This is a genomic window from Pseudomonas sp. MYb60 (assembly GCF_002979555.1).
Classification (GTDB): domain Bacteria; phylum Pseudomonadota; class Gammaproteobacteria; order Pseudomonadales; family Pseudomonadaceae; genus Aquipseudomonas.
Genome location: NZ_PCOZ01000008.1, coordinates 37,804 through 53,290, shown reverse-complemented (window position 1 = coordinate 53,290; position 15,487 = coordinate 37,804). Strand labels below are relative to the sequence as shown.

General features: G+C 57.3%; 13 protein-coding genes and 2 tRNA genes. All 15 read left to right on the top strand.

The genetic code is table 11. The features are described from left to right. The first annotated feature begins 29 nt into the window (after window positions 1–29). The 15 genes from ftsH to CQ041_RS15260 all read left to right on the top strand — a co-directional run bounded on the left by ftsH (window position 30) and on the right by CQ041_RS15260 (window position 15,408). Window positions 30–1,940: an ATP-dependent zinc metalloprotease FtsH gene (gene ftsH, locus CQ041_RS15330; protein ID WP_105523284.1), complete on the top strand. Its 1,911-nt coding sequence runs from the start codon at window positions 30–32 to the stop codon at window positions 1,938–1,940. An 8-nt stretch (window positions 1,941–1,948) separates the two neighbouring features. Then, on the top strand, window positions 1,949–2,800 hold the full coding sequence (gene folP / locus CQ041_RS15325) for a dihydropteroate synthase (protein ID WP_105523283.1): 852 nt from the start codon (window positions 1,949–1,951) through the stop codon (window positions 2,798–2,800). A gap of 16 nt (window positions 2,801–2,816) precedes the next feature. After that, window positions 2,817–4,157 carry a phosphoglucosamine mutase gene (glmM, locus tag CQ041_RS15320; RefSeq protein WP_105523282.1) on the top strand — a complete coding sequence of 447 codons (1,341 nt, stop codon included), beginning with the start codon at window positions 2,817–2,819 and terminating at the stop codon, window positions 4,155–4,157. A gap of 66 nt (window positions 4,158–4,223) precedes the next feature. Continuing rightward, complete coding sequence (gene tpiA, locus CQ041_RS15315) at window positions 4,224–4,979, top strand: triose-phosphate isomerase (RefSeq protein WP_105523281.1); 756 nt, start codon at window positions 4,224–4,226, stop codon at window positions 4,977–4,979. Between the two features lie 4 nt (window positions 4,980–4,983). Then, a complete protein-coding gene (secG, locus tag CQ041_RS15310) occupies window positions 4,984–5,367 on the top strand; it encodes a preprotein translocase subunit SecG (protein WP_010206600.1) in 384 nt (127 codons plus the stop codon). 22 nt (window positions 5,368–5,389) lie between these two features. Beyond that, window positions 5,390–5,475: transfer RNA gene (locus CQ041_RS15305), tRNA-Leu, on the top strand. 96 nt (window positions 5,476–5,571) lie between these two features. Beyond that, a tRNA-Met gene (locus CQ041_RS15300) sits at window positions 5,572–5,648 on the top strand. A 140-nt stretch (window positions 5,649–5,788) separates the two neighbouring features. Then, window positions 5,789–6,247, top strand: a complete 459-nt coding sequence (gene rimP / locus CQ041_RS15295; RefSeq protein WP_032873230.1) for a ribosome maturation factor RimP — start codon at window positions 5,789–5,791, stop codon at window positions 6,245–6,247. Between the two features lie 47 nt (window positions 6,248–6,294). Next, entirely contained in the window at window positions 6,295–7,776 is a 1,482-nt protein-coding gene (gene nusA / locus CQ041_RS15290) for a transcription termination factor NusA (protein ID WP_105523280.1), read from the top strand. Between the two features lie 27 nt (window positions 7,777–7,803). Then, window positions 7,804–10,329, top strand: coding sequence for a translation initiation factor IF-2 (infB, locus tag CQ041_RS15285; protein ID WP_105523279.1), 2,526 nt, complete (start codon window positions 7,804–7,806; stop codon window positions 10,327–10,329). A 159-nt stretch (window positions 10,330–10,488) separates the two neighbouring features. Next, a complete protein-coding gene (gene rbfA, locus CQ041_RS15280) occupies window positions 10,489–10,884 on the top strand; it encodes a 30S ribosome-binding factor RbfA (RefSeq protein WP_016973761.1) in 396 nt (131 codons plus the stop codon). Between the two features lie 3 nt (window positions 10,885–10,887). Next, complete coding sequence (truB, locus tag CQ041_RS15275; RefSeq protein ID WP_105523278.1) at window positions 10,888–11,805, top strand: tRNA pseudouridine(55) synthase TruB; 918 nt, start codon at window positions 10,888–10,890, stop codon at window positions 11,803–11,805. 117 nt (window positions 11,806–11,922) lie between these two features. Then, a complete protein-coding gene (gene rpsO / locus CQ041_RS15270) occupies window positions 11,923–12,192 on the top strand; it encodes a 30S ribosomal protein S15 (RefSeq protein ID WP_003177875.1) in 270 nt (89 codons plus the stop codon). Window positions 12,193–12,386: 194 nt separating this feature from the next. Then, window positions 12,387–14,492: a polyribonucleotide nucleotidyltransferase gene (gene pnp, locus CQ041_RS15265; RefSeq protein WP_105523277.1), complete on the top strand. Its 2,106-nt coding sequence runs from the start codon at window positions 12,387–12,389 to the stop codon at window positions 14,490–14,492. A gap of 295 nt (window positions 14,493–14,787) precedes the next feature. Continuing rightward, a complete protein-coding gene (locus tag CQ041_RS15260; protein WP_105523276.1) occupies window positions 14,788–15,408 on the top strand; it encodes a BON domain-containing protein in 621 nt (206 codons plus the stop codon). The last annotated feature ends 79 nt before the right edge of the window (window positions 15,409–15,487 follow it).

Here is a 15,487-nt window from a genome sequence, read left to right as displayed (position 1 = left end):
TTGCTTCAGAGGGTAGTTAATTGAACGATATGGCAAAGAATCTGATCCTGTGGTTGATCATCGCAGCTGTCCTGGTGACGGTGATGAACAACTTCTCCAGCCCTAACGAGCCGCAGACCCTCAACTATTCCGACTTCATCCAGCAAGTCAAGGATGGCAAGGTCGAGCGCGTCACGGTTGATGGCGCCGTCATCACCGGCAAACGCAACGATGGCGATAGCTTCAAGACCATTCGTCCGAACATTCCGGACAACGGCCTGATTGGCGACCTGGTGGATAACAAGGTCGTTGTCGAAGGCAAGCAGCCTGAACAGCAGAGCATCTGGACCCAGTTGCTGGTTGCCAGCTTCCCGATCCTGGTGATCATCGCCGTGTTCATGTTCTTCATGCGCCAGATGCAAGGGGGTGCGGGAGGCAAGGGCGGTCCGATGAGCTTCGGCAAGAGCAAGGCACGCCTGCTGTCCGAAGACCAGGTGAAAACCACCCTGGCTGACGTTGCTGGTTGCGACGAAGCCAAGGAGGAAGTCGGCGAGCTTGTGGAGTTCCTGCGCGATCCGGGTAAATTCCAGCGTCTGGGCGGCCGTATTCCTCGCGGCGTACTGATGGTCGGCCCTCCGGGTACTGGTAAAACCTTGCTGGCCAAGGCGATTGCCGGTGAAGCCAAGGTGCCGTTCTTCACTATTTCCGGTTCTGACTTCGTCGAAATGTTCGTCGGCGTGGGTGCCAGCCGTGTTCGCGATATGTTCGAACAAGCCAAGAAGCACGCGCCCTGCATTATCTTCATCGATGAAATCGACGCTGTTGGTCGCCATCGTGGTGCTGGCATGGGCGGCGGTCACGATGAGCGTGAGCAGACCCTCAACCAGTTGCTGGTGGAGATGGACGGCTTCGAAATGAATGACGGCATCATCGTGATCGCCGCGACCAACCGTCCTGACGTGCTCGACCCGGCGCTGCTGCGTCCAGGTCGTTTCGACCGCCAGGTCGTGGTTGGCCTGCCGGACATCCGTGGGCGTGAGCAGATCTTGAAAGTACACATGCGCAAAGTGCCAATGGGTGACGACGTGGCTCCGGCCGTGATCGCCCGTGGTACTCCAGGCTTCTCCGGTGCTGACTTGGCCAACCTGGTCAACGAGGCGTCGTTGTTCGCTGCCCGTACCGGCAAGCGCATCGTCGAGATGAAAGAGTTCGAACTCGCGAAAGACAAGATCATGATGGGTGCCGAGCGCAAATCCATGGTCATGTCCGAGAAAGAGAAGCAGAACACCGCTTATCACGAAGCGGGCCACGCCATTGTGGGCCGCGTTGTACCTGAGCATGACCCGGTCTACAAGGTCTCGATCATTCCTCGGGGCCGTGCGTTGGGCGTCACCATGTTCCTGCCGGAAGAGGATCGTTACAGCCTCTCCAAGCGTGCCTTGATCAGCCAGATCTGCTCGTTGTACGGCGGTCGTATTGCCGAAGAGATGACCCTGGGCTTTGACGGTGTCACCACCGGTGCCTCCAACGACATCATGCGTGCGAGCCAGATTGCGCGGAACATGGTGACCAAATGGGGCTTGTCGGAAAAACTCGGCCCACTGATGTATGCCGAGGAAGAAGGCGAAGTGTTCCTGGGTCGTGGCGGTGGTGGTCAAGCTGCCAGCTTCTCCGGTGAGACAGCCAAGCTGATCGACTCGGAAGTGCGCAGCATCATTGACCAGTGCTACGGCACGGCCAAGCAGATCCTGACCGACAACCGCGACAAGCTGGATGCGATGGCGGATGCGCTGATGAAGTACGAGACGATTGATGCCGATCAGATTGACGACATCATGGCGGGGCGCGAGCCGCGTGAGCCTCGGGATTGGGAAGGTGGTTCGGGCACTTCTGGCACCCCGCCAGTTGTTCAGAACGAGCGTCCTGAGAACCCGATCGGCGGCCCTGCAGCAGACCTCTAAGGCTCGAAATGACTTCTGAGTTGTCCTCCACCCGGTTGCCTTGCGGCAACCGGGTTCTTGATTTGGCCCATACGCATGTCATGGGCATTCTGAATGTAACCCCCGACTCCTTTTCCGATGGCGGCCGCTTCAGCCAGCTGGATGCTGCGCTGCGGCATGCAGAGGCAATGGTGGTGGCGGGCGCGACCTTGATTGATGTGGGAGGGGAATCCACTCGTCCCGGTGCCCGCATCGTCTCTCCCCTGGAAGAGTTGGAGAGGGTGGCACCAATTGTCGAGCGCATCGCTCGCGAGTTGGATGTGATCATCTCGGTGGATACTTCCACGCCAGCGGTGATGCGCGAAACCGCACGCCTGGGGGCGGGGCTGATCAATGACGTGCGCTCGCTGCAGCGTGATGGTGCTTTGGATGCAGCGGCAGCGACGGGTTTGCCGGTCTGTCTGATGCATATGCTGGGCGAGCCCGGCAATATGCAGGACAGTCCGAGCTATGATGATCTTGTCGGTGAAGTGAGTGGTTTTCTCGCTGAGCGAATGGCACAGTGCGCGGCAGCGGGGATAGCGTCGGAAAAGATCATCCTTGACCCGGGATTTGGCTTCGCTAAAACCCTGCAACACAATTTAAGCTTGTTCAAACACATGGACGCGCTGCATGCCCTTGGCCGGCCTCTGTTGGTGGGGGTTTCACGCAAGAGCATGATCGGCCTGGCCTTGAATCGTCCAGTGGGTGAGCGGCTGTATGGTGGTCTGGCGCTGGCAGCCCTTGCGGTGACCAAGGGCGCGCGTATCTTGCGCGTGCATGATGTCGCCGAGACCGTGGATGTGGTGCGCATGATTGCCGCCGTTGAATCAGCCCAATAAGAATGATGGAGCGCGTATGACTAAAAAGTATTTTGGCACTGACGGTATTCGTGGTCGCGTCGGCGAATATCCGATTACTCCTGATTTCATGCTCAAGTTGGGTTGGGCGGCAGGCATGGCGTTCCGCAGCATGGGCGCTTGTCGCATTCTGGTCGGCAAGGACACGCGGATTTCGGGCTACATGTTCGAGTCAGCACTTGAGGCCGGTTTGTCCGCTGCCGGTGCGGATGTGATGCTGCTGGGGCCTATGCCGACGCCGGCTATCGCGTACTTGACGCGCACCTTTCACGCGCAAGCCGGTATCGTGATCAGCGCCTCCCACAACCCTCATGACGACAATGGCATCAAGTTCTTCTCGGGCCAGGGCACGAAGCTGCCGGACGAGATCGAATTGATGATCGAAGAGCTGCTGGACGCGCCGATGACGGTGGTCGAGTCGAGCAAGCTAGGCAAGGTTTCGCGGATCAACGATGCGTCCGGTCGCTACATCGAATTCTGCAAGAGCAGCGTGCCCAGTAGCACCAATTTTGCCGGTCTGAAGATTGTTGTCGATTGCGCCCACGGGGCTACCTACAAGGTTGCGCCCAGTGTGTTCCAGGAATTGGGCGCAGACGTTACTGTCCTGTCGGCCCAGCCTAATGGGCTGAATATCAACGACAACTGCGGCTCTACACACATGGAGCAGTTGCAGGCGGCAGTTCTCGCCGGGCATGCCGACCTGGGCATTGCCTTTGACGGTGACGGCGATCGCGTGCTGATGGTGGATCACACCGGCACCGTCGTGGACGGTGATGATCTGTTGTTCATCATTGCGCGTGACCTGTACGAGCGCAATAAGCTGCAAGGCGGGGGTGTGGTCGGTACGCTGATGAGCAATCTGGGTCTGGAGTTGGCTTTGGCCGATCTGGGTATCCCGTTCGTTCGTGCCAACGTAGGTGACCGCTACGTAATCGCTGAGCTGCTGGAGCGCAACTGGCAAATAGGTGGCGAGAATTCCGGGCATGTCGTCTGCTTCCAGCACACCACCACAGGTGATGCGATTATTGCAGCGCTTCAGGTGCTTATGGCGATGAAGCGGCGTGAAGAGAGTCTTGCCCAGGCGCGCCAGGCGATGCGCAAGTGCCCGCAAGTACTGCTCAACGTGCGTTTTGGTGGTGGTGAAAACCCCATCGAGCACCCGGCTGTCAAAGAAGCCTGTGAGCGCGTAACCCTCGCAATGGCGGGCCGTGGGCGAGTGCTGTTGCGCAAGTCCGGTACAGAGCCGCTGGTGCGCGTCATGGTTGAAGGTGACGACGAATCGCAGGTTCGTGGCCATGCCGAAGCACTGGCAAAACTGGTAAGTGAAGTTTGCGCCTGAATTCGGCTTGCCAGTACTGATGTGGTTGGGTAACATCTGCGCCCACTTTGACCGACGGGGTACAGCATGCGTCGCACTATGGTAGCTGGTAACTGGAAGATGCACGGTACCCGCGCCAGTGTCGCTGAGCTGATCAATGGCCTTCGTCACTTGGCCTTGCCTAGCGGTGTCGATATCGCGGTTTTCCCGCCTTGCTTGCATATCACCCAAGTGGTTGATGGCTTGAAAGGCAAGTCGATTCAGGTCGGCGCGCAGAACTCTGCGGTTGAAGCGATGCAAGGTGCGTTGACGGGTGAAGTTGCACCCAGCCAGTTGGTTGATGCGGGTTGTTCCTATGTGCTTGTTGGGCACTCCGAGCGCCGTCAGATGATGGGCGAGCGTGATGGGACACTCAATCGCAAGTTCGCAGCGGCACAGGCTTGTGGCTTGATTCCAGTGTTGTGCGTAGGGGAGACCCTGGCAGAGCGTGAATCGGGCAAAACTCTTGAAGTTGTCTCGCGTCAGCTGGGCAGCATCATCGAGGAGCTGGGTGTTGGTGCGTTTGCAAAGGCAGTCATTGCTTACGAGCCGGTCTGGGCCATTGGTACCGGGCTGACTGCAACGCCTCAACAGGCGCAGGATGTGCACGCAGCCATCCGCGCTCAGTTGGCGGCAGAGAATTCTGAAGTCGCACAAGGTGTGCGTCTTCTATACGGCGGCAGCGTGAAGGCGGCCAATGCGGTCGAACTGTTCGGCATGCCGGATATCGATGGGGGGCTCATTGGTGGAGCTTCCCTGAATGCAGATGAGTTCGGTGCGATCTGTCGCGCCGCGGGAAACTGAAAAAATGCTGGAAACAGTCGTAGTCGTTTTTCATCTGTTGGCTGCCCTGGGCGTAGTTGCCCTGGTTTTGTTGCAACAGGGTAAAGGTGCGGATGCTGGTGCGTCTTTCGGTGCAGGTGCTTCAAATACTGTGTTCGGAAGCCAAGGTTCCTCTACCTTTCTTAGTAAGTTTACTGCTATACTTGCCGCAGGTTTCTTCATAACCAGCTTGGGGTTAGGTTACTTTGCTAAAGAGAAAGCTCATGTGCTTACTCAAGTAGGTCTCCCAAATCCAGCAGTGTTGGAAGTACCAAAAGCAAAACCGGCTTCTGATGATGTCCCGGTGCTTCAAGAGCAAAAGTCGGCTACTCCAGCGACTGACGTACCTCCAGCTCAAGAGCAGAAGTAAGAAGGGTTTTAAACGCTGTATTGCCGAGGTGGTGGAATTGGTAGACACGCAACCTTGAGGTGGTTGTGCCCATAGGGTGTAGGGGTTCGAGTCCCCTTCTCGGTACCAATTATCAGGAGAGCCCGCTGTTGCGGGCTTTCTTGTAGGTGGAAGGTTACATTGACCCTGCAAGGGATCGGTCGTATACTTCCGCCCCAGCTTTGTCGCGGGGTGGAGCAGTCTGGTAGCTCGTCGGGCTCATAACCCGAAGGTCGTCGGTTCAAATCCGGCCCCCGCAACCAGTTTTAGCGGAGCCCCTTTTAAGGGGCTTTTTGTTAGCTGGACACTTTCAACGCCGCTGTTCGACGGCGTTTCAAGGATGGGCGTTTCGCCCATTTTTTTATTTTGCACAGCATGCACATACATGCACGAGGGGGTTCAGGTGTCGAGCAAGCTAGAAGAGTTGCAGGCCTTGCTGGCCCCGGTGGTCGTGGCCCTAGGCTATGAATGCTGGGGTATTGAGTTTTCGGCTCAAGGTCGCCACTCAATGTTGCGCGTTTATATCGATAAAGAGGGCGGCGTGCTGGTGGACGATTGTGCCATTGTCAGCCGTCAGATCAGCGGTGTCCTGGATGTTGAAGATCCTATCTCCGTTGAGTACACCCTCGAAGTTTCCTCGCCAGGCATGGAGCGCCCACTGTTCACTATCGAGCAGTTTGCCAAATATGCCGGTGAACAAGTGAAGATCAAGCTGCGATCCCCCTTCGAAGGGCGACGCAACTTTCAGGGCCTTCTGCGCGGTGTAGAAGAACAGGATGTCGTGGTGCAGGTAGAAGACCATGAGTTCCTGTTGCCGATCGATATGATCGACAAGGCCAACATTATTCCCAGTTTTGACTGAGACGCGGATCCCGCGGATCCAATGGCTTGCGAAAGGCGAGGCGTACGATGAGCAAAGAAGTACTGCTGGTTGTTGAGTCGGTATCCAATGAAAAGGGCGTACCGGCAAACGTGATTTTTGAAGCGCTGGAGCTGGCCCTGGCCACTGCTACCAAGAAGCGTTTTGAAGACGAAGTTGATCTGCGTGTGGAAATCAACCGCCACACCGGTGCCTATGAGACGTTCCGTCGTTGGACGGTCGTCGAAGAGGCCGATCTTGATGATCCGGCCATCGAAACCTGGCCGAGCAAGGCTGCCGAAACGCATCCTGATGCCAAGGTCGGTGATGTCGTCGAAGAAAAGATCGAGTCGATCGAATTCGGCCGTATTGCTGCACAGACCGCCAAGCAGGTCATCGTGCAGAAGGTTCGCGAAGCCGAGCGCGCTCAAGTCGTTGACGCCTATCGCGAGCGCCTGGGTGAAATCATCTCCGGCACCGTGAAGAAAGTCACCCGCGACAACGTGATCGTCGACCTGGGTAACAACGCTGAAGCGTTGCTGGCCCGTGAAGACATCATTTCTCGCGAAACCTTCCGTGTTGGCGTGCGTCTGCGTGCGCTGCTCAAGGAAATCCGCACCGAGAACCGCGGCCCTCAGTTGATTCTGTCGCGTACTGCACCGGAAATGCTGATCGAGCTGTTCCGTATCGAAGTGCCGGAAATCGCCGAAGGCCTGATCGAAGTCATGGCTGCGTCCCGCGACCCGGGTTCGCGCGCCAAGATCGCGGTCCGCTCCAAGGACAAACGCATCGACCCGCAAGGCGCTTGCATCGGTATGCGCGGTTCGCGCGTCCAGGCAGTGTCGGGCGAATTGGGCGGTGAGCGTGTTGACATCGTGCTGTGGGACGATAACCCGGCGCAGTTCGTGATCAACGCCATGTCGCCGGCTGAAGTGGCGGCAATTATCGTTGACGAGGATGCCCATGCAATGGACATCGCCGTTGGCGCAGACAATCTGGCTCAGGCCATTGGTCGTGGTGGGCAGAACGTGCGTCTGGCCAGCCAACTGACCGGTTGGACCCTGAACGTGATGACCGAATCGGACATCCAGGCTAAGCAGCAAGCTGAAACCGGTGACATCCTGCGCAACTTCATCGACGAGCTGGAAGTCGACGAAGAGCTGGCACAGGTGCTGGTAGATGAAGGCTTCACCAGCCTGGAAGAGATTGCCTACGTACCGTTGGAAGAAATGCTCAACATCGACGGCTTTGACGAAGACATCGTCAACGAGCTTCGCGCTCGGGCCAAGGATCGTTTGTTGACTAAAGCCATCGCTACTGAGGAAAAGCTGGCAGACGCCCATCCGGCCGAAGACCTGCTCTCGCTTGAGGGTATGGACAAGGATTTGGCGATGGAACTGGCGGTGCGCGGCGTAATTACCCGCGAAGACCTGGCCGAGCAGTCTATTGACGACCTGCTCGACATCGACGGCATTGACGATGATCGTGCCGGCAAGTTGATCATGGCCGCCCGAGCCCATTGGTTCGAGTAATTAGGCGCGGCCTGAGGAGAGAAGTGCATGACGCAAGTCACGGTGAAACAACTGGCCGATGAGGTCAAAACACCGGTAGAGCGCCTGTTGCAGCAGATGCGTGAGGCAGGTCTGCCGCACACCGCCGCCGATGAAGGTGTGAGCGATAGTGAGAAGCAGTCTTTGCTGACTCACTTGAAGAGCAGCCACAAGGCGAAAGTGGAAGAACCGCGCAAGATTACATTGCAGCGCAAAACTACCAGCACCCTGCGTGTTGCTGGTAGCAAGAGCATCAGCGTTGAAGTACGCAAGAAGAAAGTCTTCGTACAGCGCAGCCCGGAAGAAATCGAAGCCGAGCGCAAACGTGAGCTGGACGAACGTCGCGCAGTAGAAAATGCTGCTCGTCAGAAGGCTGAAGAAGAAGCCAAGCGTCGCGCCGAAGAAGAAGCGCGTCGCCAGCCTGCTGCTGCGCAACCTGCTGCCGCTGACGCAGTTGCCGCGCCTAGCGCGCCGGTTGAAGCTGTGCGTGAGGCCGCTCCGGTTGCCGCAGCGCCAGCACCTGCTGCCGATGCACGCAAGCGTGACGAACCTCGTCGTCCGGACAAGCCCCGTGCCGACGATAACAATCGTCGTGGCGGCGGTGGCGATGGCGAGCGTAAAAACGCTCCGCATCGTGCTTCGGTCAAAGAGAAAGCACCTGCTCCACGCGTTGCTCCACGTACTACCGACGAAGAAAGCGATGGCTTCCGTCGTGGTGGTCGCGGCAAGGCCAAGCTGAAAAAACGCAACGCCCACGGTTTCCAGAGCCCAACCGGCCCTGTCGTGCGTGAAGTGAAGATCGGCGAGACCATCACTGTGGGCGACCTCGCCCAGCAGATGTCGGTCAAGGCAGCTGAAATCATCAAGTTCATGTTCAAGCTGGGCACCCCGGCCACCATCAACCAGGTACTGGATCAGGAAACTGCCCAGCTTGTGGCTGAGGAACTGGGCCACAAAGTGACCCTGGTCAGCGACACCGCCCTGGAAGATTCCCTGGCCGAGTCCCTGAAGTTTGAAGGTGAAGCGGTTTCCCGTGCGCCGGTTGTGACCGTAATGGGCCACGTTGACCACGGTAAGACTTCCCTGCTCGACTACATCCGTCGTGCCAAGGTGGCGGCTGGCGAAGCCGGCGGCATTACCCAGCACATCGGTGCTTACCACGTTGAAACCGAACGTGGCATGGTGACGTTCCTCGACACTCCTGGTCACGCCGCGTTTACCGCAATGCGTGCCCGTGGTGCCAAGGCGACCGACATCGTGATCCTGGTGGTTGCAGCCGACGACGGCGTGATGCCACAAACCATCGAAGCCGTTCAGCATGCCAAGGCAGCTGGCGTTCCGTTGGTGGTAGCGGTGAACAAAATCGACAAGCCGGGCGCCGATCTCGATCGCATCCGTAGCGAACTGTCGGTTCACGGCGTGACATCCGAAGAGTGGGGTGGCGACACACCATTCGTACCAGTCTCCGCGAAGATGGGTACTGGCGTTGACGAACTGCTCGAAGCCGTTCTGTTGCAAGCCGAAGTGTTGGAACTGACCGCAACGCCATCGGCTCCTGGCCGTGGTGTCGTGGTTGAGTCCCGCCTCGACAAGGGCCGTGGCCCGGTTGCGACCGTCCTGGTTCAAGACGGTACCCTGCGCCAAGGCGACATGGTGCTGGTCGGTTCGAACTATGGCCGTGTACGTGCCATGCTCGACGAGAACGGCAAGCCAATCAAGGAAGCAGGTCCTGCTATCCCGGTCGAGATCCTCGGCCTGGACGGTACCCCGGACGCTGGCGACGAGATGAGCGTGGTTGCCGACGAGAAGAAAGCCCGTGAAGTGGCTCTGTTCCGTCAAGGCAAGTTCCGCGAAGTCAAACTGGCCCGTGCTCACGCAGGCAAGCTGGAAAACATCTTCGAGAACATGGGCCAGGAAGAGAAGAAGACGCTCAACATCGTCCTCAAATCTGACGTACGTGGTTCCCTCGAAGCGTTGAACGGCGCCTTGAATGGCCTGGGTAACGACGAAGTGCAAGTGCGTGTTGTCGGTGGCGGTGTCGGTGGTATCACCGAATCCGACGCCAACCTGGCACTGGCTTCCAACGCTGTACTGTTCGGTTTCAACGTGCGTGCCGATGCTGGCGCTCGCAAGATCGTCGAGCAGGAAGGCCTGGACATGCGTTACTACAACGTCATCTACGACATCATCGAAGACGTCAAGAAAGCCCTCACCGGCATGCTTGGCAGCGACGTCCGGGAGAACATCCTGGGTGTGGCCGAGGTGCGTGACGTGTTCCGCTCGCCGAAATTCGGCGCGATCGCCGGTTGCATGGTTATCGAAGGCACTGTGTACCGTAACCGTCCAATCCGTGTACTGCGTGAAGACATCGTTATCTTCGAAGGCGAGCTGGAATCCCTGCGCCGCTTCAAGGATGACGCTTCCGAAGTGCGTGCCGGCATGGAATGCGGTATCGGCGTCAAGAGCTACAACGACGTCAAGGTTGGCGACAAGATCGAAGTCTTCGAGAAGGTTCAGGTTGCTCGCAGCCTCTAACTCGCGCACTTCCGGAGCCACGCGGCGGGTGGGCATGCAAATGCTCCGCGCAGTGTACGGACTCTAAACGCAACGCCCGGTCTGGCTTTTGTCAGGCCGGGCGTTTGCCGCTTTCAGACCCCACGGGTTTCACCGTGTGGCAGTAACAGGTAACAAGACATGGCAAAAGAATACAGCCGTACCCAGCGTATCGGCGATCAGATGCAGCGCGAGCTGGCCCAACTGATCCGTCGCGAAGTCAAAGACCCACGCGTGGGCCTGGTCACCATCACCGCCGTTGAAGTGAGCCGTGACGTGGGTCACGCCAAGATCTTCATCACCGTGATGGGGCAGGACAGCAGCGAAGAAATCGCCCAAAGCATCAAGGTGCTCAACTCCGCCGCAGGTTTCCTGCGCATGCAGTTGGCCCGTGAAATGAAGCTGCGCAGCGTGCCTCAGTTGCACTTCCACTACGACGAAAGCGTCGTGCGTGGCGCGCACCTGTCGGCATTGATCGAGCGTGCCGTGGCGGAAGACAGCCAGCACCCGTCCACACCTGAAGACGCCAAGGAGTAAGCGGTGGCTCAGGTCAAACGTATCCGTCGCAACGTCAGCGGCATCATTCTGCTCGACAAGCCCATTGGCTTTACCTCCAATGCGGCGTTGCAGAAGGTTCGCTGGCTGCTCAATGCCGAAAAGGCCGGGCATACCGGCAGTCTCGATCCGCTGGCAACTGGCGTACTGCCATTGTGCTTTGGCGAAGCGACCAAGTTTTCGCAATACCTGCTCGACTCCGACAAGGGTTACGAAACCCTGATGCAACTGGGCAAGACCACCACCACCGGGGATGCCGAAGGTGATGTTCTGCAGGTTCGCGACGTGACCGTTGGTCGTACCGATATCGAAGCTGCATTACCCGGTTTTCGTGGGCAAATCAGTCAGATACCTCCGATGTACTCGGCGCTCAAGCGTGATGGGCAGCCTCTTTACAAGCTGGCACGTGCGGGCGAAGTAGTGGAGCGCGACCCGCGTTCTGTTACTATTGCGCGCTTGGAATTGCTTGCCTGTGAAGGCGACACCGCCCGTTTGGCCGTGGACTGCAGCAAAGGCACCTATATCCGTACCCTCGTGGAAGATATTGGTGAACAGCTCGGTTGCGGCGCTTACGTTGCAGAGCTGCGACGCACCCAGGCCGGCCCTTTCAACCTGACCCAGACGGTCACGCTGGAAGAGCTTGAAGCGGTACATGCCGAAGGTGGCAACGAAGCCGTTGATCGCTTCCTGATGCCATCGGACAGCGGTTTGCTCGATTGGCCATTGCTGCACTTCTCGGAGCACAGCGCGTTCTATTGGCTCAACGGCCAGCCCGTACGCGCCCCGGATGCCCCGAAGTTCGGCATGGTGCGGGTACAAGATCATAACGGTCGCTTCATCGGTATCGGTGAAGTGAGCGAAGACGGGCGCATCGCGCCGCGTCGACTGATTCGGTCAGAATGACCGGACGAGTGTGGCTGTTAACAGGCACGGTCAACACTCATTTTTAGATACAGGGATTTGTCCCTGGCCTGTTGAAGCTGTTTTTCTGAAACAGTTTCCTGATAAAAGGATTGCCTCATGGCTCTCGACGTTCAAGAAAAAGCACAAATCGTTGCTGACTATCAGCAAGCTGTTGGTGACACTGGTTCGCCAGAAGTGCAAGTTGCACTGCTGACCCACAACATCAACAAGCTGCAAGGTCACTTCAAGGCCAACGGTAAAGATCACCACTCCCGTCGTGGTCTGATCCGCATGGTAAACCAGCGCCGTAAGCTGCTGGACTACCTGAAAGGCAAGGATCTGGGTCGTTATCAGACTCTGATCGGTCGCCTGGGTCTGCGTCGCTAATAAGCGATTGCGCTAGAGGTTGGTTGTCTGCCGTGTGTCAGTGGGATTCCCGCTGGCCCATGGCAGGCTCCCAGCCTCAAGTTTTATCTGGATACACGTTTTACCCTGGACGAGCCTCGGGCCGATTCCCGAGATTGCCCAAGAATTTCGCAAGAAGACAAGTTCCCCAAGAGCCACAAAGAAGGTAGGACACCGTGAACCCGGTTATCAAAAAATTCCAGTTCGGTCAGTCGACCGTTACCCTCGAGACAGGCCGCATTGCCCGTCAAGCCTCCGGCGCAGTGCTGGTTACCGTTGATGACGACGTTACCGTGCTGGTGACCGTTGTTGGCGCCAAGACCGCTGACCCGAGCAAAGGCTTCTTCCCTCTTTCCGTTCATTACCAGGAAAAAACTTACGCTGCCGGTAAGATCCCTGGCGGTTTCTTCAAGCGCGAAGGCCGTCCTTCCGAGAAAGAAACCCTGACTTCCCGACTGATCGACCGTCCGATCCGTCCGCTGTTCCCAGAAGGCTTCATGAACGAAGTGCAGGTTGTCTGCACCGTCGTTTCCACCAGCAAGAAAACCGATCCGGACATCGCTGCGATGATCGGTACATCGGCTGCTCTGGCGATCTCCGGCATTCCTTTCGATGGCCCGATCGGCGCAGCGCGCGTTGCTTTCCACGAAAGCACCGGCTACCTGCTGAACCCGACTTACGAGCAGTTGAAAGCATCAAGCCTGGACATGGTCGTTGCCGGTACCTCGGAAGCTGTATTGATGGTTGAATCGGAAGCCAAAGAGCTGACCGAAGACCAGATGCTGGGCGCGGTACTGTTTGCTCACGACGAGTTCCAGTCGGTGATCAACGCTGTTAAAGAACTGGCCGCCGAAGCTGCCAAGCCTACCTGGGCGTGGGCTCCACAAGCTGAAGCCACTGAACTGCTGGGTGCCATCCGTGCCGAGTTCGGCGAAGCGATCTCCCAGGCCTACACCATCACCGTCAAGGCCGACCGTTACGCTCGCCTGGGCGAGCTGAAGGACCAGGTCGTTGCCAAGCTGTCCGGTGAAGAAGGCCAGCCTTCTTCCAGCGAAGTCAAAGCAGCCTTCGGTGAAATCGAATACCGCACCGTTCGCGAAAACATCGTTAACGGCAAACCACGTATCGACGGTCGCGACACCAAGACCGTACGTCCGCTGAACATCGAAGTCGGCGTTCTGCCCAAGACTCACGGTTCGGCCCTGTTCACCCGTGGTGAAACCCAGGCCCTGGTTGTTGCAACGCTGGGCACCGCCCGTGACGCACAGCTGCTGGACACCCTGGAAGGCGAGAAAAAAGACCCGTTCATGCTGCACTACAACTTCCCTCCGTTCTCGGTGGGCGAGTGTGGTCGCATGGGTGGCGCTGGTCGTCGCGAAATCGGTCACGGCCGTCTGGCACGCCGTTCGGTTCAGGCCATGCTGCCTGCTGCTGACGTGTTCCCGTACACCATCCGTGTTGTGTCGGAAATCACCGAATCCAACGGCTCCAGCTCCATGGCGTCCGTTTGCGGTGCTTCCCTGGCGCTGATGGATGCTGGTGTGCCGATGAAGGCACCGGTTGCCGGTATCGCGATGGGCCTGGTTAAAGAAGGCGAGAAGTTCGCCATCCTGACCGACATCCTGGGCGACGAAGATCACCTGGGCGACATGGACTTCAAAGTAGCCGGTACCGCCAAAGGTGTGACCGCGCTGCAGATGGACATCAAGATCAAGGGCATCACCGAAGAAATCATGGAAATCGCCCTGGGCCAAGCCCTGGACGCGCGCCTGAACATCCTCGGCCAGATGAACCAGATCATTGGTCAGTCCCGCACCGAGCTGTCGGAAAACGCTCCGACCATGATCGCGATGAAAATCGACACCGACAAAATCCGTGATGTTATCGGTAAAGGCGGCGCGACCATCCGTGCGATCTGCGAAGAAACCAAAGCTTCGATCGACATCGAAGACGACGGTTCGATCAAGATCTTCGGCGAAACCAAGGAAGCAGCTGAAGCCGCACGTCAGCGCGTCCTGGGCATCACCGCTGAAGCCGAGATCGGCAAGATCTATGTTGGTAAGGTTGAACGCATCGTCGACTTCGGCGCATTCGTCAACATCCTGCCGGGCAAGGACGGTCTGGTTCACATCTCCATGCTGAGCGACGCTCGTGTTGAGAAAGTGACCGACATCCTGAAAGAAGGCCAGGAAGTGGAAGTGCTGGTACTGGACGTGGACAACCGCGGCCGTATCAAGCTGTCCATCAAGGACGTAGCAGCAGCCAAGGCTTCGGGCGTTTAATCCCCCGTAAGCTTTACGCTGAAAAAAGGACTCTTCGGAGTCCTTTTTTTATGCGCGTGGGAAAGTGAAGAGAAATCAGCCCTTTAGCGCAGTGATAAAACCGCAACTTGCATGCAGGCACGATGAGGTTCATGCAAGTTGCACGATTTCGAAAATCGCGCTGTTTTTTAAGTTGTTGATTTATAAGGGTTTTGTTGGTTTCTAAAACTTGGCACAGCGCCTGCAATATCCCTGTTAACGCTGCAGCATCAAGGTACACACGCTGCAGACTTTTATTAAAACAGGAGTTACTCGTATGAAGAAGTTCGCTCTCGCTACTGCTACCGCTCTGACCCTGGCTATGGGTGCTAACGTTGCCTTTGCTCAAACTTCTCAAGCGCCGATGACCCTGGCTGCTGGTGAAGTGACCAAAGCCAAGGAGTCCACCTCGGACACTTGGATCACCACCAAAGTCAAAGCTGACCTGCTGACCGAGAAAGGCATTCCAGGTTCGGACATCAAGGTTGAGACCAACAAAGGTGTGGTTACCCTGTCGTCTGACGTAGAAATTTCCGAATCGCAGAAAGCTACTGCTGTAGCCATCACCAAGAAAATCAAAGGTGTGACCGCAGTTTCTGCTGACAGCCTGCATGCAGGTGGCGCTTACAAAGCTGACAACGTAGACAAAACCAAGGCTGCTGCCTCTGACGCAAAAGGCGCTACCTCGGATACCTGGATCACCACCAAAGTGAAAGCTGATCTGGTAACCGAAAAAGGCATTCCTGGTACCGACATCAAAGTCGAAACCAACAAAGGCGTAGTTTCCCTGTCGTCCACCGCTGCGGTGACTGATGCACAGAAAACTACCGCGGTGAATATCGCCAAGAAAATCAAAGGCGTTAAAGCTGTATCGGCCGATGGCCTGAAAGCAGAGTAACGCTTCACTAATCGCTTTGAACTAAGCGTCGGCGGCAACGAGTGAGCCTGTTATCCACTCAATGCACCTCACGTGTTCA